Genomic DNA, 25,992 nt, shown 5'->3' with positions numbered 1-25,992 from the left:
GGCCTACTCCTCCGTCGCTGCGGCTCCGGCCGGCGCGGCCGCCGGGACCGGTTCGACCGGCTGGCCGATGCGCACCCGCTGCAGGCCCTCGACGATCACCTGCTCGCCTGCCTCGGCCCCCGACAGCACCACCACGTCGGCGCCGAGATTGTCGCCCAGCTGCACGTAGCGCTGCTCGACAAGATCGTCCTCGCCGACCACAAGCACGTAGCTGCCCTGCTGGTCCTGTTGCAGCGCTGCCTGTGGCAGGATGTTGCGGATCTCGGGGTCGCGCCGGCCGATCTCGACATTGACGAACATGCCGGGCACCAGCGTCTCGGAGACGTTGGCGAACTCTGCCCGCAGGTCGATCGTGCCAGTGGCCGGATCGACGCGGTTGTCGACGAAGACCAGCCGACCGTCTTCGTCCAGCATCCGCTCGTTGGGCAGTTGTACGCGCACCAGCACCGCCTCGCCGGTGCCGGCGTCGCGGGGGTTGCCGCCGCCGGCCCAGTCGATCAGTGCGACGAGATCGCGTTCCGACAGCCCGAAATTGACATAGATCGGAGACATCCGGGTGATGTTGGTGAGCGTCCCGCTGGCCGGCCCGACGACCTCGCCCTGGCTGAACTCGATGCGTCCGATGCGGCCATCGAAGGGCGCTTTCATCTCGGTATAGCCAAGACGGATCTCGGCCTCCTGCCGGCGCGCCTCTGCCGCCTGAAGCCGGGCCTCGGCGGTGGCGCGTTGGGCCACGGAGGCGTCGTAGTCGGCCTGAGAGATGGTGTCTCGCTCGAGCAGCTGGGTGTTGCGCGCCAAATCGACCGCGGCAAGCTCCAGCGCCGCCTCGGCCTCGGCGACCGAGGCCTCGGCCTGTGCCAGAGCGGCCTCGTAGGGCGCAGGTTCGATCTTGAAGAGCGTGTCGCCTTCGCTGACGCGCTCGCCCTCGCGGACCCGGCGCTCTTCGAGGAACCCTTCGACACGGGCGCGCAGGTCGGTGGTGTCGACCGCCTCTGCCCGGCCGATGAAGCGTTCCGTCTCGACGACGTCGCGCGAGGTGACCTCGGTCACGACCACGGAAGGCAGCGCCCCGGATTGCGCGCCACCCTCGGCGTCCTCCTCGTTGCAGGCGGAAAGCGCGATCGCCGTAAACATGGCGAGACCAAAATGAAAAATACTGCGTCCGAAACGAGGCATATGCTGTTCAATCTCTATCTTGGACTCACGAAGAGACAATATGTCTTAGGTTAACAGCACTTTTTCGCGTTCTGCACCTGTCAATCGACGCACTGGCAGGCGAATGGTCGCAGGTTGCCGCTATCAGGGCGCCTTAGGTCTTCTCTGGACGCGAGTTTTTCCGGTCTCTGCCGTGCCTGAAATGCCAGCGTCTCCCGCATGAGACGATGCGTCGCGCAACGCGGCGCGCGCCATTAAGCACCGCGCCGGCGGCACGCCGACCCCCCCCGTCCCGGGGGCGATGCGGTGGTCGCATCCTGGCCCGAGAGGCGGCATTCGCTGCCGCGATGCGGCATCGTGAAATAAATTTCAGGCCTCAGGATTTATTGACAGCAGCGGTGCCGGTCCGCATCCTGAGCCCATCAGACACCGGCCCCGCCATAGGAGAGAGTGGGCCCGGATCAGGGAGGACATCCGATGAAGACCAATTTCCTTGCGGCGGCAGCCGCCTCTTTTGTCGTGGCCGGTGCTTCGGTCGCCAGCGCACAGGACGCCGACGCGCCCTGGGAACAGAGCCCGTTCCGCTGCGAGCCGGGCGAGACCTACGTGATGAACGTGATGGTGTCGGGCGTGGAATACTGGTTCCCGGTCTACGAGATGTTCAAGCAGGCGGCGCACCAGTTCGGTTGCGAGGCGGATTACACCGGCACGCCGGAATATGACGTCAACAAGCAGATCGCCACCTTCGAACAGGCGCTGGCCAAGCAGCCCGCCGGCATCCTGCTGCACCCGATGAACCCCGATCCCTTCGTCGAGCCGATCAACCGTGCGACCGAGGCGGGCACCGCCGTCGTCACCTTCGCCGCCGACAGCCCCAATTCGAAGCGCGTGTCCTACGTCACCTCCGACAACGCCCGCGAGGGCCGCGTGGCCGCGCAGCAGGTCGCCGAGGACATGGGCGGCAGCGGCCAGTACGCGGTGCTCGAGAACCCCGGTCAGGACAACCACGACCGCCGCGTCGCCGCCTTCATCGAGGAGATGGAGGACAACTACCCCGACATGGAGCTGGTGGGTCGCGCCTCGACCGGTCAGGACCCGAACAAGGCCTATCAGGCGGTGCTCTCGCTGGCTCAGGCCAACCCGGAACTGGGCGCGGTCTTCATGCCCGAGGCCTCGTCCGCGATGGGCGCCGCACAGGCCGCCAAGGAAGCCGGCGGCGACATCCGCGTGATGTCGGTGGACGTGAACGCCAGCGTTCTGGACATGATCCAGGCGGGAGAAATGTTCGGCGCGATCAACCCCAACCAGGGCACGCAGGGATATTACGGCTTCCTGCTGCTGTGGCTCGCCAAGCACCCCGAGCTGATCGACCCGATGAACGACCATGCCGAGGCGGGCTTCAACCCGATGGGCATTCCGGTGCTCGACAACGGTTACTCGGTGGTGACGCAGGAGAACGCCGAGAGCTTCTACTGGGACAAGTACCTCAAGAAGCGCGGCACGCGCGGCATCGAGGGCTGATCCTCATCCGATCCCGCGCCCGCCCGGTTCGAGGGCGGGCCTCCTCCCGGCGGATCGCCTTCGCGCGATCCGCCGCCCACTCCCCGCATATCCGGAGGCCACCATGCCGCCCCTTTTGCAACTCAACAGGATCGCGAAGAGCTTCGGCCCGGTGAAGGCGCTGCGCGACGTGTCCTTCGAGCTGCGCGCCGGAGAGATCCACGCCCTCGCGGGCGAGAACGGCGCAGGCAAGTCGACCACGATGAAGATCGTCGATGGCATCCTGCAACCGGACGCCGGAGAGATCCGCGTCGACGGTCAACGTCGCCGCATCCGCTCTCCGCTGGAGGCGCAGGCGCTCGGGATCGGCTTCGTGCATCAGGAAATCGCGCTCTGCCCCGACGTGAGCGTGGCCGAGAACATCTTCATGAGCGCCACCGCCACGCAGCGCGGCCTGATGAACTTCGCCGCGCTGGAGCGCAAGGCAAAGGCGGTGCTGGCGGAACTTTGCGACGTCGATCCCGCCGCAACGGTCGGGAGCCTGAGCATCTCGAACCAGCAGCTTGTCGAGATCGCCAAGGCGCTGACGCTGGATGCGCGCATCCTCATTCTCGACGAGCCGACCTCGGCTCTGACCGAGACCGAGACGGAAAAACTGTTCCGCATCGTGCACCGACTGCGCGAGCGGGGGCTTGGCATCATCCACATCTCGCACCGCATGGCCGAGATCTTCGAACATTGTGACCGCGTCACGGTGTTCCGTGACGGCGAATATGTCACTTGCCTCGACATCCCCGAGACCACCCCGCAGGAGGTGGTGAACAACATGGTCGGGCGCGAGATCTCACATCTTTACCCGGCCAAGGCCACGCAGGCGCCGGGCAAGCCGCTGCTCGAGGTCGAGGGTGTGTCCTGTGACGTGCTCAGCGATGTGTCGCTGACGCTGCGCGAGGGCGAGATCCTGGGGCTCGGCGGTCTCATCGGAGCGGGCCGGTCCGAGCTCGCCAAGGCGATTTGCGGGCTGCGGCGCAGCAGCAAGACCGTGCGCCTGATGGGAGAGCCGGTCGACATTCCCGATTTCTCCACCGCGCTCGAGCGCGGCATGGTCTACGTCTCCGAGGACCGCAAGGGCGAGGGACTGTTCCTCGACATGCCGATCTCGCAGAACGTCTCGTCGCTGCGCCTGAGCCAAGTGACAAAGGGCGGGCTGGTGGACCGCGCGGCGGAAACTGCGCAGGCCGAGACGCTGGGCCGCCGGCTGCGGCTGAAGGCGGGCAAGCCCGAGGACCCTCCAAGCACCCTGTCGGGCGGCAACCAGCAGAAGGTTGCGCTGGCGCGGATGCTGTCGGTGAACCCGAAGGTGGTGTTCCTCGACGAGCCGACACGCGGCGTCGATGTCGGCGCCAAATCCGAGATCCACGCCATCCTGCGCGAGCTTTGCGAACAGGGAGTCGGCGTCGTGGTGATCTCGTCCGAACTGCCCGAGCTGATCGGGCTCAGCGACCGCATCGTCGTCCTGCACGAGGGCGAGATCACCGGCGAGCTGGGCGCTGACGAGATGACCGAAGAGGCGATCATCCACCTTGCCTCGGGCCTGCACATTCAAGGAGACGCAGCATGAGCGAGACCAGCCTTCCCGGCGGCATGACCGAGACCCGCGCCCCCGGCGCCCTGCGCAAGCTTGCCGGCATGCGCGAAATGGGGCTGCTGTGCATCATCCTCGCGCTTTGCGTCGTGATGAGCTTTGCCAGCCCGTATTTTCTCACATGGTCGAATTTCCGCACCATCTTCCTGAGCTTCTCGATCGAGGGGATCGTTGTGATCGGCATGACGGTGCTGCTGATCGTCGGCGGGCTCGACCTGTCGGTGGGCTCGGTGGTCTGCCTTGCGATGGTGGTCGCGGGCAAGCTGTTCCTGCTGGGCGTCGACCCGTGGCTGGCCTCGGCCGCCGGGGTCGGCGCGGCGGCGGCGGTGGGTGCTGCGATGGGGCTCTTCGTGGTCCGGGTCGGCCTGTCGCATTTCATCGCGTCGCTGGCGGCCATGGTGATCGTGCGCGGCCTGTGCCTGCTAATCACCAAGGGCACGCCGCTGTCGCTGTTCTCCCTGCCCCCCGAGTTCAAGTTCGTGGGCCAGGGCAGCCTTGGCGGGCTGCCGGTGGTGGTGCTGATCTTCGTGGTGCTGGCGGTGGTCTTCGACTTCCTGCTGCGCCGGTCGGCAAAGTTCCGGACGATCTTCTACACCGGCTCGAACGAGAAGGCGGCCGAGTATTCCGGCATCCGCACCAAGCGCGTGATCTTCTGGGTGACCGTGCTGTGCTCGACCCTGACGGGTCTGGCGGGCGTGATCTTCATGGCGCGCTTCGGCTCGGCCACGCCGCAGTTCGGCGTCGGCATGGAGCTCAACGTCATCGCCGCGGCGGTGATCGGGGGCGCCTCGCTCAAGGGCGGGCAGGGCTCGATCTTCGGCGCGGTTCTGGGGGTGGCACTGCTGTCGCTGGTGACGTCCTCGCTGATCCTGCTCGACGTGAGCGTCTACATGCAGGACATGATCAAGGGCTTCATCTTGCTCGCGGCGGTCAGCTTCGATCACCTGATGAACAAGCGCGGAAAGCGGGGCTGATCATGGACCAGCTTCAGGACATCGCGCAAGTGCGCCGGATCTACACCGCGCTGACGCTGCACTACGTCGACGGTCTGACCCAGGCCCAGGTGGCAGAGCGGATGGGGCAAAGCCATTCCACCGTGAACCGGATGATCAAGGCGGGCCACGACATGGGCATGGTCGAGATCACCATCCGCTCGCCGTTTCAGGATCATCTCGCGCTGGAGCGCGAGCTGGCCGAGGTCTCGGGCCTGCGCGAGGTGGTGATCGAGACCACCGCGTCCGACAACCCCGAGGCCGTGCTGACCCGGGTCGGCATCACCGCCGCCGAGTTGCTGGCGAGCAAGCTCAAGCCCGGCATGACGGTCTGCCTGACGGGCGGCAAGGGTGTCAGCGCCTGCGTCGCCGGCCTGCGCCAGGTGATGCCGCTGCGCGGCATGACGGCGGTGCCCGCGACGGGCCTCGTGCAGGGCAAGCACTACACCGACGTCAACCACGCCGCCGCCACGCTGGCGCGGGCCTTCGGCGGCGAGGCGGTGCAGATGCTCTCGCCGATGTTCGCCGAGACCGAGGAACAGCACGCGATGATCACCGGCATGAAGACGGTGAGCCGGGTGATGGAAGCGGCGCGGGCCGCCGACGTGGCGCTCGTCGGCATCGGCGGGCTGCGCGAGAAGGCGACCTCGTATTTCGATCTGCACCGCGACGTGCCGGCCGAGGAAGAGGCGCTCTATGCCTCGGGCGCCGTGGCGGAGCTGATGGCGCATGTGCTCGATGCCCAGGGCGCAGTGACCGGCTACGTGCGCAACCGCCTGGTCGTGGCGATCTCACCGGATGATCTGGCCAAGGTGCCGGTCAGCATCGGCGTCGCCGCCGGGCAGGAGAAGGCCGAGGCCATCTGCGCCGTCGTGCGCGGCGGCTATATCAACACGCTCGTCACCGACGAGGCCACCGCCAGGCTTGTGCTGGCGCGCCTGAAGGAGGCCGCATGACCCTGCAAATCGTTCCCCCCACGACCCGTGCCGCGCGGCTCGATGCGATGGACGGTGCCGCGCCGAAGGTGCTGGTGATCGGCGGCGGCATCAACGGCGCCTCGGTTTACCGCGAGCTGGCGCTGAACGGCGTGCCGGTGATGCTGGCCGAGAAATCGGATTTCTGCGCGGGGGCCTCCTCGGCGCTGAGCCGCATGGTTCATGGCGGGCTGCGCTATCTCGAGAACGGCGAGTTCGATCTGGTGCGCGAGGCGCTGGACGAGCGCAACCGCCTGCTGAAGAACGCGCCGCATCTCGTGAGCCCGCTGCGCACCATTGTGCCGATCGACAGCTGGGTGTCGGGCGCGCTGAACGCGCCGCTGAAATTCGTCGGCCTGTCGAAGGCGCCCTCGCGGCGCGGCGCCCTCCCGGTGAAGCTGGGGCTGTCCTTCTACGACCTCTACACCCGTGGCAAGGGTGGACTGCCGCGCCACGCATTCTGGTCCTCGGACAAGGCCAAGGCGCGGTTTCCCTTCCGACCCGCAGTGCGCTGCGCTGCCACCTATTACGACGGTCAGGTCAGCCACCCCGAGCGCGTGGTGACCGAGATCTTCGAAGACGTGGCGCGCAGCGGCGCCGATGCGGTGGCGCTCAACCATCTCGAGGTCACGCGTGTGGGGACAGAGGTCGCGCTGACCGACCGCATCGGCGGGCGCGAGATCACCCTGCGCCCCGAGATCGTCGTCAACGCCACCGGAGCCTGGATCGACCGCACCAATGCGCGCGCCGGCACCACCGGTGAGATGGTGCAAGGCACCAAGGGCGCGCACCTTGTGCTCGATCATCCCGAACTGCGCGACATGCTTGGCGACGACATGGTCTATTACGAGAATGTCGACGGGCGCATCTGCATCATGTTCGGCCTGCACGGGAAAGTGCTGATCGGCTCGACCGACATCAAGGTGCCGGACCCCGACAAGGTGCGCTGCGAGGCGGACGAGCGGGCCTATATCCTTGAAGGCATGTCCTGGGTGCTGCCCGGCGTGACGGTGCGGCCCGAGCAGGTGCTGCACGTCTTTGCCGGGGTGCGGCCGCTGCCGGTGAGCGGGGCTGGCACTACCGGGCAGATCCCGCGCGGGCATTTCAACCGCTGGACCGAGGGCGCGATGCCGGTGCTGAGCATGATCGGCGGCAAGTGGACCACCTTCCGCGCCTTTGGTGAACTGGCGGCGGATGACGTGATGACGCGGCTCGGAATGGCGCGCACGAGCGGCACGCAGGAGCTCGCCATAGGCGGCGGTGCCGATTTTCCGGAGGACCGCACCGCGTGGTGCGCCGAGGTCGCGGCGGTTTCGGGGCTGGCTCAGGCGCGCGTCGCGACGTTGCTCGAGCGCTATGGTACGCTGGCGAAGGCGCTTGCGCAGGCCTTCGCGGGTGAGCGGATGCTGCCCGGTCTGCCGGGCTATTCCGAGGCCGAGATCGACTACCTGATCGCTCACGAGCAGGTCGAAACACTGGCCGATCTGGCGCTGCGCCGCACGGTGGTGGCGCTGGCAGGCGGGCTCGACGCGGCGGCGCTCGAGACGCTGGCCGACCGGCTGGCGGCGGCGAAGGGCTGGAGCCCGACCCGCCGGGAGGAGGAGTTGCACGGCTTCCGCGTGAAGCTGGCAACGGATCACGGGGCCGACCCCGAAAGGATCGGCCTGCATCGCAAAGGGGAGGTTGCGGCGCAATGACAGGGTATCTCATCGGCGTGGACGCCGGAAACACCATGGTGAAGGCGGCGCTGTTCGACGCCTCCGGCCAGACGCTCGCCGTTGCCGCGCGCAGCTCCGAGACGCTGCAACCGGCACCGGGCTTTGTCGAACGCTCTCCGGAGGGCTTGTGGCAGGCCGCCTCGGGCGCGATCCGCGATTGTCTCGAGCAGGCCGGGGTGAGCGGCGCGCAGGTGCTGGCGGTCGGGGCTGCGGGCCACGGCAACGGCCTTTACCTGCTGGACCGGGAGGGGCAGGGCCTGGTCGGCATCCAGTCGATGGACAACCGGGCCGAGACGCTGGCTTCCGAGATCGCCGCCGCACATGGCGACGAGATCCTGAGCCGGGCGCAATCGCGCCCCTGGCCCGCAATGACCCCTGTTCTGCTGCGCTGGATGGCCGAGAACCGGCCCGAGATCATGGCGCGGGCGCATGTCGCGCTGCTGTGCAAGGACGTGATCGTGCACGGGCTGACCGGTCGCATGGGTTCCGAGGTCTCGGACCTTGCAGGCGCCGGGCTGCTGGCGCTTCCCGCCCTGCAATACGATGACGCGCTGTTGCGGCTCTACGGGATCGAGGGGCTGCGGCATATCCTGCCCGAGCCGGCGCAGAGCGATGCCGTCGTGGGCCATGTCACCGCCGCCGCAGCCGACGCCACCGGCCTCGCCAAAGGCACGCCGGTGGTGGGCGGGCTCTTTGACGTGCTGGCCTCGACGCTGGGGGCGGGAACTTCGCAGCCCGGTGAGGCCTCGATCGTGGCGGGAAGCTGGTCGATCAACCAGGTCTTCGCCCGCGCGCTACCCGAGAAACCCCGCGCGCTGCTCGCCAGCGTGCTGGGGCGGGACACCTGGGTCAGCTGTGAATGCTCGCCGACCTCGGCGGCGAACCTCGAGTGGTTCGTGCAGACCTTCCTCGCGGACGAGGCCAAGGCCACCGGCGAGGACCCGTTCGCGCTGTGCAACCGGCTGGCAGCCGGCTCCGACCCGGAAAGCGACCTGCCGGTGTTCCACCCGTTCCTCTATGCCGGGCCGGTGCCCGGGGCCCGCGGTGGCTTCAGCGCCATGGGCGCGTGGCATTCGCGCGGCGACATGGTGCGTGCGCTCTACGAGGGGGTCGCCTTCGGGCACCGCGCGCATTTCGAGATCCTCGACCCGGACCGCGCCTTCCGCACCGCGACGCTGTCGGGCGGGGCCGCCAAATCGCAGCTCTGGGCGCAGATCTTTGCCGACACGCTCGGCATGACCCTGCGCCTGTCGGATTGCCTCGAGACCGGTGCGCGGGGCGCGGCCATTGCCGCCGCCATCGGCGCGGGGCTGTTCGACGGCTTCGACGCGGCGACCGGTGCCATGGCCCGGCACACCGAGGAAATCACCCCCGATCCGGCGGCGCAGGCGCAGCTGGACGCGAGATACCGGCGCTGGTGCGCCTACCGCGATGCGCTCGGGGCGGCCTGGGCGCCGCCGCAGGTGCTCGCCTTCGAACCAAGAGAGACACAGGAAAGGACATCACATGGCTGATCTCGACGACATCATCGACGGCAAGGATTTCGGGCTGACGACCCCTGCAAAGAACGATCCGTTCTTCCTCAAGGGTGCGGGCGCCTATGACTGGGGCATGCAGAACCGGCTGGCGCGCATCTTCCGCCCCGACACCGGGCGCACGGTGATGCTGGCCTTCGACCACGGCTATTTCCAGGGCCCGACCACCGGGCTCGAGCGGGTCGACATCAATATCGCGCCGCTGTTCGAGCATGCCGATGTGCTGATGTGCACCCGGGGCATGTTGCGTACCTCGGTGCCCGCTTCGACCCGCAAGCCCATCGTGATGCGCGCCTCGGGCGGCAACTCGATCATGTCCGAGCTGTCGAACGAGACCATCGCCGTCGACATGGAAGACGCGCTGCGGATGAACGTGGCGGCCATGGCGGCGCAGGTCTATATCGGCTCGGAGTTCGAGCATAAGAGCATCACCAACATCATCAACCTGATCGACCGGGGCAATCGCGTCGGGATGCCGACCCTCGCGGTCACCGGCGTCGGCAAGGACATGGCGCGCGATGCGCGCTACTTCGGCCTTGCCACTCGCATCGCCGCCGAGATCGGTTCGCAGTATGTGAAGAGCTACTACGTCGACGAGGGCTTCGAAAAGGTCTGCGCCGGCTGCCCGGTGCCGATCGTCATCGCCGGGGGCAAGAAGATCCCTGAGGCCGAGGCTCTGGAGGTGGCGTTCAAGGCCATTGATCAGGGCGCTGCGGGTGTCGACATGGGGCGCAACATCTTCCGCGCCGGTGATCCGGTGGCGATGATCCAGGCGGTCTCGGCGGTGGTGCACGAATTGCTCCCGGCAGCGCAGGCGTTCGAGATGTACAACGATCTCGCCACGCGCAAGGCGGCGGCATGACACTGACGCTCGACGAGGCAGACGCGCTGCTGGCGCAGCGCGTCGAGAGCTCCAGACAGCTCGGAGGGAACCCCGAGCTGTCGATGCATGGCGGTGGCAACACCTCGGTCAAGGTGATGCGAGAGGGCCGGCGGGTGCTGCACGTCAAGGGCTCGGGCTGGGATCTGGCGACGATGGAGCCGCAGGGCATGCCCGGCCTCTGGCTCGACCCGCTCTTCGAGGTCAAGGACGGGCCGCGGCTCAGCGATACCGAGATGGTGCGCCTGCTGCGTGCCAACCTGCTCGACCCCGCCGCGCCGAACCCGTCGGTCGAGACGCTGCTGCACGGCTACCTGCCCGCGCGCTTCGTCGATCACGGGCACGCCTCGGCGGTGCTGGCTCTGGCGAGCCGCCCCGAGGCCGAGCAGCGCGAGATGGTTGAGGCGCTTTTCGGCGACAGCATGGTTTTTCTGCCTTACGTCTTTCCGGGGTTCGACCTGTCCATCGAGGGCGCGCGGGCCGCTGCGGCGCAGCCGCAGGCCACCGGCATGTGGCTGGCACAGCACGGGCTTTTCACATGGGGCGACACGGCGGACGAGAGCCTTGGCCGGTTCCGCGATGCCGTGGCCGTCTGCGAGGCGCATCTTGCCGCCCGCGGCGCCGCGCTGATGCCGCCAACCGCGCGCGAGGGCAACGCGGTGCTCGAGGCGCTGCGGCCACATCTGCGCAGCGCGTTGCCGGGCTTTGCCGAGCACGACCTGCGCGGGGCCGAACCGCTGGCCCGTCTCTCGGGGCAGGACGGCATGGCCGAGGCCGTCAGCCGCGGAACCGTGACGCCGGATCATGTCATCCGCATCAAGCCCTGGCCGATGGTTATCCCGGCGGACGCGGATGCGGGCACCGTCGCGAAGGCCGCCGAGGCTTTCGCCGGGTCCTATACCCGCTATTTCGAGGCGCACACGGACGGCAGCCTGACGATGCTCGACCGGTCTCCGCGCGTGGTCTTTGTTCCCGGTGCCGGGGTGATCGGCCTCGGGCGCAACAAAACCGAGGCGCGGATCAACGCGGATCTGGCCGAGCAGAACCTGCGCGTTGCGGCGTCTGCCGAGGCGCTTGGCGGCTACCAGCCGCTGCCTCGGCACGAGCAGTTCCGCATCGAATACTGGGAGTTGGAGCAGGCCAAGCTGCGAAAATAGAGGCAGACCGGGCCGACGGTTGCGAAGGCCCGGTCGATGACCGCCCGGAGCCGGGTGGTCACACCGCCTTGGACTGGTTGACCCGCGCCGATAGCGCCGCGTGATCCTCGACCCGTTCCGAGTAACGGTCCACGAGGTGGTCGCGGATGTCACGGGTCAGGAGGGTGAACCTGACCAGCTCCTCCATCACGTCGACGATACGGTTGTAATAGGGCGAGGGCTTCATCCGTCCGTCCTCGTCGAACTCGTCCCAGGCCTTGGGCACGGAGGACTGGTTGGGAATGGTCAGCAACCGCATCCAGCGCCCGAGGATGCGCAGCCGGTTGACCGTGTTGAACGATTGCGAGCCGCCGCAGACCTGCATCACCGCGAGCGTCTTGCCCTGCGTCGGACGCACCGAGCCCAGTGACAGCGGGATCCAGTCGATCTGGCTTTTCATGATGCCTGTCATCGCGCCGTGGCGTTCGGGCGAGGACCAGACCATGCCCTCGCACCAGCTTACCAGGTCGCGCAGTTCGGCCACCTTGGGGTGATCGGTCGGGGCGCTGTCGGGCGCGGGCAGGTCGCGCGGATCGAAGAGCTGCACCTCGGCGCCGAAGCGGGTCAGGACGCGGGCGGCCTCTTCGGCGGCAAAGCGCGAGAAGCTGCGCTCGGACGGAAACAGCGCGTCGGGATCGATGGGTGCGAAGGCGGCATCGGTGATCTGCGGCGTGTCGGTCATGTCGGACTCCTTGGGACGAGGCGCGTGGCAGCGCGGCTCAGGCCGCAGCCCCGGGAAAACGGGCACGCGTGCGGTTGGCGAAGGCCACGAGCGACAGCATCACCGGCACCTCGACCAGCACACCCACCACCGTGGCCAGCGCCGCGCCGGAGTTCAGGCCGAAGAGGCTGATGGCAACCGCGACGGCCAGTTCGAAAAAGTTCGACGTGCCGATCATGGCGCAGGGCGCGGCGATCCGGTGTGGTACCTTCAGCAGGAAGGCCGCGCCATAGGCCAGCGCGAAGATGCCGTAGCTCTGGATCAGGATCGGCACCGCGATCAGGGCGATGATCCCGGGGCGCGAGAGAATGGTGTCGCCCTGCAGGCCGAAGAGGATTGCGACGGTGGCGATCAGGCCGATCATCGACAGCGGCTTGATGCGGGCGGTGAAGGCCGCGATGGCGGCGTCGGACCCGAGCGCGCGGCGCGTCAGCAGCCCCGCCACCAGAGGCAACACCACGTAGAGCACCGTGGCCAGCACCAGCGTGTCCCACGGCACCGCGATCTCGGTCACCCCGAGGAGCAGTGCCACGATCGGCGCGAAGGCCACCACCATGATCAGGTCGTTCACCGAGACCTGCACCAGCGTGTAGGTGGCATCGCCGCGGGTCAGCTGGCTCCAGACGAAGACCATCGCGGTGCAGGGCGCGGCCCCGAGGAGGATCAGCCCGGCGATGTATTGCGCGGCATCTTCGGGGGCGATCCACGGCGCGAAGAGGTGATCGAAGAACAGCACCGCGAGAAAGGCCATGGTGAAGGGCTTGATCAGCCAGTTGACGACCAGCGTGACCATGAGCCCCTTGGGCTGTCGCGCGACCCCGGCCACGGCGCCGAAATCGACGCTGACCATCATCGGATAGACCATCGCCCAGATCAGCACCGCCACGACGAGGTTGATCGAGGCGACCTCGGCCGCCGCGATGGCGTTGACCAGCCCCGGCGCCGCCGTGCCGATGGCGAGGCCCGCGGCCATCGCTATCGCAACCCAGACCGTCAGAAGGCGTTCGAAGCGGCCCATCGGGGCGGGGGCGGACGTGTCGGACATGGAGCCTCCGGAGCTTTGATGAATTCGTCATTTCGCGCATTTACGAATTGATTGACGGATAGGTCAGACGTGGCTCGCTTGTCAACATTCCTCATTTCGCGTAATGACGAATTATGGAACAGACCGCCGCCATCGACGCCTTCAGCGCGCTTGCCCATGACACCCGGCTCAGGATTTTCCGGCTCCTTGTCCAGCGCGGCCCCGGGGGCACGCCGGCGATGGAGATCGGGCGGCTGCTGGACATCAAGCCCTCGACCCTGTCGGGCCATCTGGCCGCGCTGAAGCGCGCCGGGCTGGTCAGCAGCGAACGCCAGCACCGCGAAATCCAGTACGCGCCGCGCCTGGACGCGGTGAACGGGTTGGTGCGGTTCCTGCTCGAGGATTGCTGTGGCGGCGACGAAGGCGCCTGCTCGGGGATCGGTCTGACGGGGCAGGGCTGCAAGACGGCATAGGGCGCGGCCTTTGGGCCACGTCCTCCCCCCGGTCAGTCGGCTGTCCAGCCGCCATCCACCATCAGCGACGTGCCTGTCACGAGGGCCGAGGCGTCGGAGCCCAGGTAGACCACTGCGCCCATGATGTCCTCGATCTCGCCGCCGCGGCCGAGCTTGATCTTGTCCTCGATCCACGCCCACCGAGGCCTGGTAGGTGTCGGGGAAACTGGCGTTCACGACCGGCGCCAACGATCCGAAGGCTCAGCCCTCGGCGTGCTCCGTGGCGCTGATCCAGTCGAGAAACGTTTTCGCGGGGTGCGACGGTCGGCGCGCGCCGGTCACGAAGTAGGATGTCCCGAGATCGAGCTCGCCCCCGGGCCACATGCGCAGCGCGCCGTCGCGCACCGCGCCGCTGGCAATCGAGCGCCAGCCAAGCATCACGCCGCGCCCGTCCAGTACCGCCTGCGCCGCCTGCACGTAGTTGTTGAAGGTCTGCCCCGAGAGCCGGCTGCGCGCGATGCCGCGGGCGCGCAGGTAGTCCTCCCAGCCGGCCCAGTGCTGGTTGTGCGGGCTGCGCACGTGGATCAGCGGCGCCCCGTCGAGCCCGATGCCCTCGGCCTCGAGGCGGTCCAGCAGGGCGGGCGCGGCGACCGGACAGACGCGCTCGTCGAAGAGCTTCTGCGTCGTGCCCTCGCGCCAGCCTCCGGTGCCGTAGCGGATGGCGATGTCGATGCCCGGCGACAGGTGCGGCAGGTCCGTCGCCGGAGCCTGCACGTTCACCGTGATCTCGGGGTGGCTTGCATAGAACTGCGGCAGCCGCGGCATCAGCCAGTAGGTCGCCATGCCGAGCGTGCAGGACACCATGACCTGCGCGCCGTCCTGGCCGCTGAGCGCGCGGATGTCCTCGAGCGCCGCCGAGATCTGCCCAAGCCCGTCGCGTACCGCCCGGGACAGGAGCTCGCCCGCCTCGGTGAGTTGCGCGGGCCGGGTGGCGCGGTCGAACAGCGTCGTGCCGACATGCTCCTCCAGCGCCTTAAGGGCCTGGCTGACCGCCGGCTGGGTGACGTTGAGCCGTGCCGCCGCCAGCCGCATCGAGCCATGACGCGCGACGGCCTCGAAGGTGGTGAGCAGGCGCAGCGGTGGAAATCGCTCCATTAGATTAACCCCGGGATTAAGTTAGCTTCACGCTAATCCGCCTGTTGGCCAAAAGGAAGACGTGGAATGCTTCTTTGCAGAATCCTCCCCAATTCACGCCAACACATCGAGAACACGCATGAATGTCATGACCTCCCCTGTGGCTGCCCCGGTCCTCAAGGACAAGGGGCTCGAGATTATCCTCTCCGATGGTGAAAGCCATTACTTCAACTACCATTGGCTGCGCGACAACTGCCCGAGCTCGTTCAGCGCGGCCACTCGTGAGCGCAGCTTCGACATCTTCCACCTCGACGCGGCGCCGCGGGCGAAGACCGCCGAAGTGGCCGGCGACGCGCTCGAACTGACCTGGGAAGCCGAAGACCACGTCACCCGCTTCCCCATCGCATGGCTCGAGGCCTACAAGGTGCCGCAGCGCCGCCCCGATCCGGCGGACCTGCCGCGCAAGGCGTGGTATGGCGATCACTACCCGGACGTGCCGCGCTTCAGCCAGCCCGAGCTGCTGGCAGACGAGGCGCTGCGGGCCAAGTGGATCGAGGCAATGCTGGTCGAGGGCTTCACCATCCTCACCGATATGCCCGACAGCAACGCGGGCCTCACCGAGACGGCCGAGATGATCGGTCAGGTGCGTCCGACCTTCTTCGGTGACTATTTCGACGTGAAGACCCACATCAACCCGACCAACACCGCCTACACGGCCTCGGCGCTGGAGCTGCACACCGACACCCCCGCCGAAGAGCACGCGCCGGGCGTGCAGTTCCTGCATTGCCGTGCCAACACCGTGGATGGCGGCAACAGCCTCTACGCCGATGGCGTGGCGGTGGCCAACGACTTCCGCACCCGCGACCCCGAGGGGTTCAAGCTTCTCTCGGAGGTGCCGGTGCCGTTCTTCTGCGAGCATGACAATTACGACATGCGCTCGCGCCAGACGATCATCGAGCTGGACCAGCATGGCGAAGTGTCGGGCCTGACGATCAGCCAGCACATGCTTGACCTCTCCGATCTCGACCAGCACTTGCTCGACAGCTGGTACCCGGCCTTCTGCCGCTTCGGAAAGATGCTGCAGGAAGAGAAATACATGATGACCTTCCTGATGAAGGCAGGCGAATGCATGGTGTTCGACAATCACCGCATCGTGCATGGCCGCGCCGCCTATACCGCCGAAAGCGGCGACCGTTACCTGCGCGGCTGCTACACCGACCGGGCCGAGATGCGCTCGACCTATCGCGCGCTGGTCAGCGAAGGGCGGTTCAAGGCATGAACGCGCACAGCCTTCCCGACGAAGAGACTGCCGCCCTGCGGCAGGATCTCTCGGCGGCGTTCCGGATCTGCCACCAGATGGGATGGAGCGAATCCGTCGGAAACCACTTCAGCGCGGCGGTGTCCGAAGATGGCGCCGCGTTCCTGCTGAACCCGTGCTGGCAGCACTTTGCCACCATCCGCCCCGAGGACCTGCTGCGCATCGATGCCCGCGACGGGCGGGTGCTGGAGGGGCAGGGGACGCCGGATGCCTCGGCCTGGTGCGTGCATGGCACGCTGCACCGCAAGAAGCCGGAGGCGCGGGTGGTCCTGCACGCGCATTCGCCCTATGCCACGGCGCTGGCCTGCCTGAAGGATCCGACCGTCGTGCCGATCGACAACAACACGGCGCGGTTCTATGGGCGCACCGCCTATGATCTCGACTTCGGTGGCATCGCCGATGCCGAGGAAGAGGGCGAGCGGCTGGCCGAGCGGCTGGGCGACAAGTCGGTGCTGGTGATGGGCAACCACGGCGTCACCATCGTTGGCGACACGGTCGCCGCGGCCTTCGAGGATCTCTATTTCTTCGAGAAGGCGGCGCAGACGCTGATCCTCGCACGCTCGACGGGCGCGCCGCTGGCGGTGCTTTCGGACGCGGTGGCGCAGAACACCGCCGATGGCTGGCGCGCCTATGCGGGCATGGCCGACCGGCACTTTGCCTTCCTCAAGGCGCAGCTTCCGGCGCTCTGAGCCCTCGCATGACAGCCCTCGCCGGTGTATCCAGCGGGGGCATCCACGCGCGAGGCCCGTCATCAAACGTTATCCTTCCATCCAGGCGCTGCGCGCCATCGAGAGCGTCGCCCGCAACGGTGCGCTTTGGCGTGCCGCGGCCGAGCTCAACGTCACCCGCAGCGCGATCAGCCACCAGCTGCGGCTGCTCGAGGCCGATCTCGGCTTCAAGATCGTCGAGCGCAGCGGCAACAAGTCCGAGATCACCCCCCGCGCCCGTGCCTATGCCGAGGACGTGCGCCGCGCGCTGAGCATGATCGCCAGTTCCACCGCGCGGGTGGCGCAGGAGGGGCTCACCGGCTCGCTCACGATCAGCGCCACGCCCGGTTTTGCCGATGGCTGGCTGTGCCTGCACCTTGGCGATTTCATCGCCGAGCATCCCGACGTGGTGGTGACGGTGCTCAGTTCGCACAAGATGGCCGACACCACCAATCCCGAGATCGACACCTTCATCACCTTCGGGCACGAGCCGCGCGCCAATCTCAGGAGCGTGCCGCTGTTCTCGGTCGAATTCACGCCGCTTTGCAGCCCGGCCTATCTCAGCCGGTTCAAGAGCTTCAACGACCTGCGCATCCTGCAGCAGGCGACGCTTCTGCACATGAGCGACTTTACTGACTGGGAAGACTGGATGACCCTCTCGGGGCTGCCCTCCGAGGATGCCCGGCGCGGCATCTGCTATTCCGACATGAACATCGTGCACACCGCGGTTCTCGCGGGCGAGGGAATTGCCATCGGAGACACCGTTCTGTGGGGGAAGGATCTTCGCGAGGGGCGTTTGATGCGGCCTTTCGCGGCATCATTGCACGAAAGCACGGGTTATTTCATTTGCACGCCAGAGGAGAACGTCGAAAATCCCATCGTCGATGAATTCCACAAGTGGCTGAAATCTAAGATTGAATTCTCCAGACTCACACCCATCCGGAAGTCGTGACAAAAGAAGTTTGTCGAGCGTCTGAATAAGTTTCATTTGCAGTTCACCTCTTGCCGCCTCACCCTTGGGCCAACACGGACAGGAATGAAAAGCGAGGCGATTGTGTCGAACACAACGCAGATCGAAGCACGTTCGGTCGGAAAGACATTCGGGAAGTTCCACGCGCTGCGTGATGTTTCCCTGCAAATCTCTGAAGGCGAGTTCCTCTCGCTTCTGGGCCCCTCCGGTTCGGGCAAGACCACCTTTCTCACGCTGCTTGGCGGCTATGAGCCGGTGACGCGGGGCAGGCTGATGCTGGAAGGGCAGGACATGACCACGTGGTCGGCCAACCAGCGCGGCTTCGGCATGGTCTTCCAGGGCTACGCCCTGTTTCCGCACCTGACGGTGGCCGAAAACATCGCCTTCCCGCTGAAGGTGCAGAAGCGCTCCAAGGCGCAGGTCACCGACCGGGTCGCGCAGATGGTCGAGATGGTCGGGCTCTCGGGCCACGAGCACAAGAAACCCAAGGCGCTCTCCGGTGGCCAGCAGCAGCGCGTGGCGCTGGCGCGGGCGCTGGCCTACGAACCCAAGGTGCTGCTTCTCGACGAGCCGTTCTCGGCCCTCGACAAGAACCTGCGCGGCCAGATGCAGGAAGAGCTGCGGCGCCTGCACCGCGATCTAGGCACCACCTTCGTCTTCGTGACCCACGACCAGGAAGAGGCGCTGGCGCTGTCCTCGCGCATCGCAATCTTCAACCACGGCGAGTTGCAGCAGATCGGGACCCCGGACGAGGTCTATGAGCGTCCGGCGAACCGGTTCACCGCGGAGTTCCTTGGCGACATCAACATCCTGTCGCTCGACGCCGAGGCCGGCGGCATCGCCGGTACGCCGCTCGAGCTGCCTGCGAACGCAACCGCTTACGAGCATGTCGCCATCCGCCCCGAGCACATGCGCCTCGCCGCGGCAGGGGACGGCAACCAGCTTCCGGCACGGGTGCGCGACCGGGTCTATCTTGGCTCCAAGTCGCGGCTGCTGCTCGAGACCCGCGCCGGCGAGGAGCTGATGCTCTACTTCGACAACGGCCCCGGCCTGCCGCCGCCGGACCGGGGGGGCGAGCTGAACGTCGCGTGGGACACCCGCGACAGCTTCGCCATCTGACCATTTCCCGACAGCCGATCCCGTGAAACCGGGGCGCCTCAGCGCCCGGGGCGGGAAAGGTCTACCCGATAACCAAGCAACAGGTGAGACAATGACCAATCACTTCCAGAACGACCTCGTGGAAATCCTCAAGGAACGCACCGCGAAGGGACAGATCTCGCGCCGCCAGATGCTGCAGGGGCTGGGCGCCCTGATGGGCACCACCGCGCTCGGCCTCGGCGCCGGCAGCGCGCAGGCTCAGGAGGGCCGGCTGGTGTTCGTGAACTGGGGCGGCGACGCGCTCGACGCCATGGACGCGGCCTTCGGCCAGCCCTTCGCCGAGGAAACCGGCATCAACGTGCTTTATGACGGTTCCGGCCCGACCGAGGGCGCAATCACCGCGCAGGTGCAGGGCGGCCGTCCGACCTGGGACCTCGTCGATGCCGAGCCGTTCTCGTCGCAGGCGCTGGGTCGCCAGGGCATGATGGAGCCGATCGACTATGACGTGGTCGACCCGGCCAAGCAGCGCGAGGGCTTCCACTGGGAGTACTCGTCGTCGTGCTATTTCTACAGCTACGTCATTGCCTACGACGCGACCAAGTACGACACCCCGCCGACCTCGCTGGCCGATTTCTTCGACACCGAGAAATTCCCCGGCAAGCGCTCGATGTACAAGTGGGGCGCCGGCATGTGGGAAGCGGCGCTGCTGGCCGACGGCGTGGCGCCCGAGGATCTCTACCCGCTCGATCTCGACCGGGCGCACGCCAAGATCGAGGCCTTCAAGGAGCATGTCGGCGCGTTCTGGGGCGGCGGTGCCGAAAGCCAGTCGCTGCTGCTCAACGGCGATGTCTCCATGGCGCTGATCTGGAACACCCGCGCGAGCCTGCTGCACAAGGACACCGAGGGCGAGATCACCTTCACCTGGGATGACGGCATCATCGGCCCGGGCGGCATCGGCGTGCTCAAGGACAATCCGGGCGGCAAGGAAGCGGCGATGAACTACATCGCGGCGACCCAGGAGCCCGAGCGCCAGGTGGTGCTGTTCCAGATGCTGGGCAACGGCCCGTCCAACCCGGCGGCGGATGCGCTGATCCCAGAGGAGGAGCGCCGCTTCAACCCGATGGACCCGGCGAACCTGCCCAAGCAGGTGGCGCTCGACATGGCGTGGTACGAGGAGAACTACAGCGCCGCGCTCGACGCGTATCTCCAGATCATCTCCGCCTGATCCCCCGAAACCGCCGCCCCCGTCCCAGTGGCGGGGGCGGCGTCAAGGAGCCTACATGCGCCCCGTTCTCTTTCTCATCTGTCCCGTGCTGCTGTTTCTCGGAGCGAGCTACCTGCTGCCGTTCCTCGGGATCGTGCAGCTCAGCTTTACCGACCCCGACCCGGGGCTCGCGCAATATGGCCGCGTGCTGACCGAGGATCTGCCGACCGGCGTGATCTGGCGGACCCTGCGGCTCTGCGTCATCGTCACCGCCGTGTCGGTGAGCTGCGCCTATGTCATCACCCTGCTCTGGGTGCGGGGCAGCCCGCTGGTGCGCTCGATCACCGAGCTCTGCATCATGATCCCGTTCTGGATCTCGGTGCTCAGCCGTGCCTTCGGCTGGCTGTCGATGCTCTCGAACCGTGGCCTGCTCAACACCTGGCTGCAGGATCTCGGCCTGATTGACAGCGCCATCCAGATGACCCGCAACGAGTTTGCCGTCGTCGTCGGCATGTCCCACTACCTCATTCCCTTCGCGGTCTTCCCGCTCGCCACCGCCATGCGCAACGTGGACGAGCGCGTGCTCACGGCCGCCGACGGCATGGGGGCCTCGCGGCTGCGGATCTTCTGGCAGGTGTTCCTGCCGATGACCGCCAGCGGCATCATGGGCGCCACGCTGCTGGTCTTCGTCTTCTCCATCGGCTTCTACGTCACGCCCGCGCTTCTGGGCGGCGGACAATCGGTGCTGGTGGCCGAGCTGATCTACCTCTGGCTCTTCCAGATCCCGCAATGGGGCATGGCCGCCGCGATGAGCGTCGTGCTGATGCTCGGGGTCGGCGGCATCCTCTTCATCCTCATGCGTCGTTACGGGGAGATGGCAAAATGAACCGGCTTCGTCCCGGCGTGCTCGCCACGCTTCTCTCCTCGCTCGTCGCGCTGTTCCTGCTGATGCCACTGATCGCGGTGGTGCCGGTGAGCTTCACCTCGCGCCGCTACCTGTCGCTGCCCAATGGCGACTGGTCCTGGCGCCACTACACCGCGCTGTTCGAGGATCCCGACTGGGGCAGCAGCCTGCTGACCTCGGTGCAGGTCGGCGTGCTGGCGAGCCTGTTGGCGGTGGCGCTCGCCGCGGCCTTCTGCATCGGCATCTGGATGCTGCGCCCGCGCGGCGCGGGGCTGATGACCGGCTTCGTGCTGCTGCCGATGGTGGCGCCGCCGGTGGTGTCGTCGCTGACGCTTTACTTCTTTCTCAACCAGCTGGCGCGGTGGAACTCGCTCGTCGCCTACGACAAGCTCGGCGGCGTGGTGCTGGCCCACATGGTGATGATCGTGCCCTACGCGGTGGTGGTCATCATGGTTTCGCTCAGCCAGCTCGACCGGCGCATGGATCTTGCCGCCCAGTCGATGGGCGCCAGCGTGCCGACCCGCGTCTTCGGAGTGATCCTGCCCAACATCCGCTTCGGGCTGCTGGGCGCGTTCTTTCTCTGCTTCCTGCTGAGCTGGGACGAGATCGGCGTGACGCTCTTCGTCACCTCGGTCGAGACCATCACCCTGCCGCGCCGCATGTGGATGGGCCTGCGCGACAATGTCGATCCGGCCATCGCCGCGCTGTCGGTGCTGCTGATCCTCGTGGTCACGGTACTGGTGGTGATCCGTGCCGCCATGCTCATGCGCAAGGAACGACGGGCCCGCGGCGCCTGACCCGACCTGCGCCGCCGGAGCGGCGCGGCTCTCCCTCTGCAACCCACACACTCCCGACCCAAAGAAAAGGGTGACCCATGCATTTTGGACTGACCGAAGAACAGGAGATGATCGTCTCCACCGTGCGGAGCTTCGTCGAGAACGAGATCTACCCGCACGAGGCGCTTGTCGAGCGCACTGGCGAGGTGCCTGCCGAGATCGCGCAGGAGATCAAGCAGAAGTGCCTCGACCTGGGCTTCTATGCCTCGAACTTCCCCGAGAGCGTCGGCGGGCCGGGCCTCAGCCACGTGGATTTCGCGCTGGTCGAGCGCGAGCTCGGCCGCGGCTCGATGGCGCTGACCCATTTCTTCGGGCGCCCGCAGAACATCCTGATGGCCTGCGAGGGCGAGCAGGTCGAGAAGTACCTTATGCCTGCCGTGCGTGGCGAGAAGATGGACGCGCTGGCGATGACCGAGCCCGACGCGGGCTCGGACGTTCGCGGCATGAAATGCCAGGCCGTGCGTGACGGCGGCGACTGGGTGCTGAACGGTTCGAAGCATTTCATCTCGGGCGCCGAGCACGCGGATTTCGTCATCGTCTTCGTCGCCACCGGCGTCGACGAGACCCCGCGCGGCCCCAAGAAGCGCATCACCTGCTTCCTCGTGGATCGCGGCACGCCCGGCTTCGAGATCGCGCGCGGGTACAACTCGGTCTCGCATCGCGGCTACCAGAACTCGATCCTCTATTTTGACAACTGCCGCCTGTCGGATGCGCAGGTGCTGGGCGAGGTCGACGGCGGCTTCGACGTGATGAACGAGTGGCTCTATGCCACGCGCATCACCGTGGCGACCAACTCGGTCGGCCGCGCCCGCCGGGTCTATGACCACGCGGTCGCCTATGCCGCCGAGCGCAAGCAGTTCGGCCAGCCGATCGGCAAGTTCCAGGGTGTGAGCTTCCAGATCGCCGATATGATCACCGAGATCGATGCCGCCGACTGGCTGACCCTCTCCTCGGCATGGCGCCTTGACCAGGGCCTTCCGGCGAACCGCGAGATCGCCTCGGCCAAGGTCTATGCCTCGGAGATGCTCGCGCGTGTGACCGATGCCGCGCTGCAGATCCACGGCGGTATGGGCCTGATGGACGAGCTGCCCATCGAGCGCTTCTGGCGCGACGCCCGCGTCGAGCGGATCTGGGACGGGACTTCGGAGATCCAGCGCCACATCATCAGCCGGGAGATTTTCCGGCCGCTGGGAGCCTGAGCCATGTCGCCGCTGAGCCGTTTCTTCTCGCCGAAGGCCATCACCGTGATCGGTGGCGGCGCATGGTGCGAGGCGGTGGTGCGCCAGTGCCGCGCCACCGGCTTCACCGGTCCGATCTGGCCGGTGCATCCCAAGAAATCGGAGGTTGGCGGCGAGCCGGCCTATCCCGATCTCGCGTCGCTGCCCGGCGTGCCGGATGCCGCCTTCATCGGCGTCAACCGCGAACTGACCGTCAAGATGGCGGGCGACCTATCTAGGATGGGCTGCGGCGGCGCGGTGTGCTTCGCCGCCGGCTTCTCCGAAGCGGTCTCCGAGCTTGCCGACGGCGATGACCTTCAGGCAGAGCTGGTTGAGGCCGCGGGCGAGATGCGCGTGCTTGGCCCCAACTGCTACGGCATCGTCAACGCGCTCGACGGTGTCGCGCTCTGGCCCGACCGGCACGGAATGAGCCCGGTCGAGAGCGGCGTGGCCGTGATCGGCCAGTCGTCGAACGTGCTCATCAACCTGACCATGCAGCGCCGTGGCCTGCCGCTCGCCGCCGTTGTCGCGGCGGGCAACCAGGCACAGACCTCGATGTCGGACCTCGGCATCGCGCTGCTGGAAGATCCGCGCATCACCGCGCTTGGCCTGCATATCGAGGGGATCAGCGATCTGCCGGCCTTCGAGGCGCTGGCCGCCCGCGCCGCCGAACTGGGCAAGCCCATTGTCGCGCTGCGCGTCGGCTCGTCCGAGCAGGCGCAGGCGGCGGCGGTGTCGCACACCGCCTCGCTCACCGGTTCGGACGCGGGGGCACGGGCGCTCTTGCGCCGCCTCGGCATCGCGCAGGTGGAGACCCCGACCGAGCTGGTCGAGACGCTGAAGATCCTGCATGTCACCGGGGGCTTGCGCTCTGCGCGCATCGCCTCTGCGTCGTGCTCGGGCGGTGAAGCCTCGCTGATGGCCGACATGGGCGAGATCGCCGGGGTCGCGTACCCCGCGCTCACCGACACCCAGAAGACCGGCCTGCGCGCCGCGCTCGGCCCCAAGGTCGCGCTGGCCAACCCATTGGATTACAACACCTATATCTGGGGCGACGAAGACGCTTTGACGGCGACCTTCACGGCTCTCTGCGATGCCGGGGCCGCGCTTGGCCTGGGCTGCGTGGTGGTGGATTACCCGCGTGATGACCGGTTCGACGCGCCCGATTACGATCAGGTGCTGCGCGCCGTGGCCAAGACCCGCGATGCGACGGGCACTCCGATGGCAATGGTCTCGCTGCTGGCGGAAGGGCTGCCCGAGCCGGTGGCGCGACGGGCGCTTGAGGTGGGCGTCGTGCCGCTCTGCGGCATGGGCGATGCACTGAAGGCGATCCGCGCCGCTGTCGCCGTGCCGCCGGGGGGGAATGCGCGCCCCGATCCGGTGACCTTGCCGGTCAACGGCAGCGGCGCGGCGCGGGTGTTCTCCGAGGCCGAGGCCAAGGCGCTGCTCAGCGGCGTCGGTGTTCGGGTGCCCGGCTCCGGTCGCGCGGCGGATGCAGCCACGGCGGCCGAGACCGCCGCCCGGATCGGCTTTCCCGTGGTGCTCAAGGGCGAGGGCATCGCTCACAAGACCGAGGCCGGGGCGGTGGTGCTGAACCTCGCCTCCGCGCAGGAGGTCAGCGACGCGGCGGCAGGAATGCCGGCCGAGAGCTTCCTCGTCGAGGAGATGATCACCGGCACCGTCGCCGAGCTGATCCTCGGGGTGACGCGCGATCCGGCGCATGGCTTCGTGCTGACGCTGGGCCTAGGGGGCATTCTCACCGAGCTCATCCGCGATACCGCCTCGGTGCTGATCCCCGCCAGCCGCGACGACATCGCGGCGGCGTTGCAATCCTTGCGCACCGCGCCGCTGCTGACCGGCTACCGGGGCCGCCCCGGGGCCGACATGGACGCGATCATCGACACCGCCATGGCCCTGCAAACGCTTGTACAGGACAACGCGAGCGCCCTGCACGAAATCGAAATCAACCCGCTGATCTGCCGCGCCACGGACGCGGTGGCGGCGGATGCCCTGATCAGGATGGAAGAATGACCCAGAACGTCTTGACGACGCGCCGCGGTGCGGTGCTTGAAGTCACCCTGAACCGGCCCAAGGCCAACGCCATCGACATGGCGACGAGCCGCGAGCTGGGCGAGATCTTCACCGAATTCCGCGACGATCCCGCGCTGCGCGTGGCAATCCTCACCGCGCAGGGCGAGAAATTCTTCTGCCCGGGCTGGGATCTCAAGGCCGCGGCCGAGGGCGAGGCGGCGGATGCCGATTACGGCGTTGGCGGGTTCGGCGGGTTGCAGGAGCTGCGCGGCCTCAACAAGCCGGTGATCGCCGCCGTCAACGGCATCGCCTGCGGCGGCGGGCTCGAGTTGGCGCTCGGCGCCGACATCATTCTGGCCGCCGATCATGCCAGCTTTGCCCTGCCGGAGATCAAGTCCGGCACCGTGGCCGATGCCGCGACGATCAAGCTGCCCAAGCGCATCCCCTACCACATCGCGATGGAGCTGCTCTTTACCGGGCGCTGGTTCGACGCCGAGGAGGCGCATCGCTGGGGCCTGATCAACCGTATCCTGCCCGCCGCAGACCTGATGGCCGAGGCGCGCAAGATGGCGGACGAACTCGCCTCCGGCCCGCCGCTGGTCTTTGCCGCGATCAAGGAGATCGCCCGCGAGGCCGAGGACATGAAGTTCCAGGACGTGCTCAACCGCATCAATGGCAGCCAGTTCGAGACCGTCGAGCGGCTCTACCGCTCCGAGGACCAGAAGGAAGGCGCCCGCGCCTTCGCAGAGAAACGTGACCCGGTCTGGAAAGGCCGGTAAGG

Annotated in this window: 23 protein-coding genes and 1 pseudogene; 19 read left to right on the top strand and 5 right to left on the bottom strand. The window is 67.3% G+C overall.

The window, feature by feature from the left end; translation table 11 throughout:
• Positions 1-3: 3 nt before the first annotated feature.
• Positions 4-1,134: an efflux RND transporter periplasmic adaptor subunit gene (locus JF542_RS07455; RefSeq protein ID WP_207075360.1), complete on the bottom strand. Its 1,131-nt coding sequence runs from the start codon at positions 1,132-1,134 to the stop codon at positions 4-6.
• A gap of 498 nt (positions 1,135-1,632) precedes the next feature.
• Here JF542_RS07455 and JF542_RS07450 point away from each other — a divergent pair, with 498 nt between their 5' ends.
• From JF542_RS07450 to JF542_RS07415, 8 genes are all read left to right on the top strand, one after another.
• Positions 1,633-2,676: a substrate-binding domain-containing protein gene (locus JF542_RS07450; protein WP_007801862.1), complete on the top strand. Its 1,044-nt coding sequence runs from the start codon at positions 1,633-1,635 to the stop codon at positions 2,674-2,676.
• Positions 2,677-2,779: 103 nt separating this feature from the next.
• Entirely contained in the window at positions 2,780-4,276 is a 1,497-nt protein-coding gene (locus JF542_RS07445; RefSeq protein WP_207075359.1) for a sugar ABC transporter ATP-binding protein, read from the top strand.
• Positions 4,273-5,274, top strand: a complete 1,002-nt coding sequence (locus JF542_RS07440) for an ABC transporter permease (protein WP_007801858.1) — start codon at positions 4,273-4,275, stop codon at positions 5,272-5,274. The genes JF542_RS07445 and JF542_RS07440 overlap by 4 nt, the downstream gene beginning before the upstream one ends.
• 2 nt (positions 5,275-5,276) lie before the next feature.
• Positions 5,277-6,248: a sugar-binding transcriptional regulator gene (locus JF542_RS07435; RefSeq protein ID WP_207075358.1), complete on the top strand. Its 972-nt coding sequence runs from the start codon at positions 5,277-5,279 to the stop codon at positions 6,246-6,248.
• Entirely contained in the window at positions 6,245-7,963 is a 1,719-nt protein-coding gene (locus tag JF542_RS07430; protein ID WP_207075357.1) for a glycerol-3-phosphate dehydrogenase/oxidase, read from the top strand. The genes JF542_RS07435 and JF542_RS07430 overlap by 4 nt, the downstream gene beginning before the upstream one ends.
• Positions 7,960-9,498: an FGGY-family carbohydrate kinase gene (locus JF542_RS07425; RefSeq protein ID WP_207075356.1), complete on the top strand. Its 1,539-nt coding sequence runs from the start codon at positions 7,960-7,962 to the stop codon at positions 9,496-9,498. The genes JF542_RS07430 and JF542_RS07425 overlap by 4 nt, the downstream gene beginning before the upstream one ends.
• Positions 9,491-10,381 carry a 3-hydroxy-5-phosphonooxypentane-2,4-dione thiolase gene (lsrF, locus tag JF542_RS07420; protein ID WP_207075355.1) on the top strand — a complete coding sequence of 297 codons (891 nt, stop codon included), beginning with the start codon at positions 9,491-9,493 and terminating at the stop codon, positions 10,379-10,381. Before JF542_RS07425 ends, lsrF begins: the two co-directional genes overlap by 8 nt.
• Entirely contained in the window at positions 10,378-11,556 is a 1,179-nt protein-coding gene (locus tag JF542_RS07415; protein WP_207075354.1) for a class II aldolase/adducin family protein, read from the top strand. The genes lsrF and JF542_RS07415 overlap by 4 nt, the downstream gene beginning before the upstream one ends.
• 58 nt (positions 11,557-11,614) lie before the next feature.
• Here JF542_RS07415 and arsH read toward each other — a convergent pair whose 3' ends face one another.
• Both arsH and arsB read right to left on the bottom strand, forming a co-directional pair.
• Positions 11,615-12,277, bottom strand: a complete 663-nt coding sequence (arsH, locus tag JF542_RS07410; protein ID WP_207075353.1) for an arsenical resistance protein ArsH — start codon at positions 12,275-12,277, stop codon at positions 11,615-11,617.
• Between the two features lie 37 nt (positions 12,278-12,314).
• A complete protein-coding gene (arsB, locus tag JF542_RS07405) occupies positions 12,315-13,361 on the bottom strand; it encodes an ACR3 family arsenite efflux transporter (protein WP_207075352.1) in 1,047 nt (348 codons plus the stop codon).
• A 113-nt stretch (positions 13,362-13,474) separates the two neighbouring features.
• On the opposite strand from arsB, the gene JF542_RS07400 reads away from it, so the two are divergent.
• On the top strand, positions 13,475-13,813 hold the full coding sequence (locus tag JF542_RS07400) for an ArsR/SmtB family transcription factor (protein WP_007801847.1): 339 nt from the start codon (positions 13,475-13,477) through the stop codon (positions 13,811-13,813).
• A gap of 32 nt (positions 13,814-13,845) precedes the next feature.
• On the opposite strand, the pseudogene JF542_RS07395 reads toward JF542_RS07400, so the two are convergent.
• A pseudogene (locus JF542_RS07395) lies at positions 13,846-13,995 on the bottom strand (SDR family oxidoreductase); the annotation flags it as partial.
• 58 nt (positions 13,996-14,053) lie between these two features.
• Positions 14,054-14,947 (bottom strand): LysR substrate-binding domain-containing protein, encoded by an 894-nt coding sequence (locus JF542_RS07390; RefSeq protein ID WP_007801843.1) that lies wholly within the window; start codon positions 14,945-14,947, stop codon positions 14,054-14,056.
• Positions 14,948-15,074: 127 nt separating this feature from the next.
• Here JF542_RS07390 and JF542_RS07385 point away from each other — a divergent pair, with 127 nt between their 5' ends.
• From JF542_RS07385 to JF542_RS07340, 10 genes are all read left to right on the top strand, one after another.
• Entirely contained in the window at positions 15,075-16,205 is a 1,131-nt protein-coding gene (locus JF542_RS07385; RefSeq protein WP_242533644.1) for a TauD/TfdA family dioxygenase, read from the top strand.
• A complete protein-coding gene (locus JF542_RS07380) occupies positions 16,202-16,933 on the top strand; it encodes a class II aldolase/adducin family protein (protein WP_207075350.1) in 732 nt (243 codons plus the stop codon). The genes JF542_RS07385 and JF542_RS07380 overlap by 4 nt, the downstream gene beginning before the upstream one ends.
• The gene (locus tag JF542_RS07375) at positions 16,860-17,903 is read left to right on the top strand and encodes a LysR substrate-binding domain-containing protein (protein ID WP_242533643.1); all 1,044 of its coding nucleotides are present in this window, start codon (positions 16,860-16,862) and stop codon (positions 17,901-17,903) included. Before JF542_RS07380 ends, JF542_RS07375 begins: the two co-directional genes overlap by 74 nt.
• A 102-nt stretch (positions 17,904-18,005) precedes the next feature.
• Positions 18,006-19,040 (top strand): ABC transporter ATP-binding protein, encoded by a 1,035-nt coding sequence (locus JF542_RS07370; RefSeq protein ID WP_340689145.1) that lies wholly within the window; start codon positions 18,006-18,008, stop codon positions 19,038-19,040.
• Between the two features lie 91 nt (positions 19,041-19,131).
• On the top strand, positions 19,132-20,244 hold the full coding sequence (locus JF542_RS07365; RefSeq protein ID WP_007801833.1) for an ABC transporter substrate-binding protein: 1,113 nt from the start codon (positions 19,132-19,134) through the stop codon (positions 20,242-20,244).
• A 55-nt stretch (positions 20,245-20,299) separates the two neighbouring features.
• Complete coding sequence (locus JF542_RS07360) at positions 20,300-21,109, top strand: ABC transporter permease (RefSeq protein ID WP_007801831.1); 810 nt, start codon at positions 20,300-20,302, stop codon at positions 21,107-21,109.
• A complete protein-coding gene (locus tag JF542_RS07355; RefSeq protein ID WP_207075348.1) occupies positions 21,106-21,924 on the top strand; it encodes an ABC transporter permease in 819 nt (272 codons plus the stop codon). The genes JF542_RS07360 and JF542_RS07355 overlap by 4 nt, the downstream gene beginning before the upstream one ends.
• 77 nt (positions 21,925-22,001) lie before the next feature.
• A complete protein-coding gene (locus JF542_RS07350; RefSeq protein ID WP_207075347.1) occupies positions 22,002-23,162 on the top strand; it encodes an acyl-CoA dehydrogenase family protein in 1,161 nt (386 codons plus the stop codon).
• 3 nt (positions 23,163-23,165) lie between these two features.
• The gene (locus JF542_RS07345; RefSeq protein ID WP_207075346.1) at positions 23,166-25,211 is read left to right on the top strand and encodes an acetate--CoA ligase family protein; all 2,046 of its coding nucleotides are present in this window, start codon (positions 23,166-23,168) and stop codon (positions 25,209-25,211) included.
• Positions 25,208-25,990, top strand: coding sequence for a carnitinyl-CoA dehydratase (locus tag JF542_RS07340; protein WP_007801823.1), 783 nt, complete (start codon positions 25,208-25,210; stop codon positions 25,988-25,990). The genes JF542_RS07345 and JF542_RS07340 overlap by 4 nt, the downstream gene beginning before the upstream one ends.
• The last annotated feature ends 2 nt before the right edge of the window (positions 25,991-25,992 follow it).

The organism is Salipiger bermudensis, assembly GCF_017309175.1.
GTDB lineage: Bacteria > Pseudomonadota > Alphaproteobacteria > Rhodobacterales > Rhodobacteraceae > Salipiger > Salipiger bermudensis.
The sequence above is the reverse complement of the archived record's forward strand: the minus strand, read 5'-3'. Positions and strand labels throughout refer to the sequence as shown.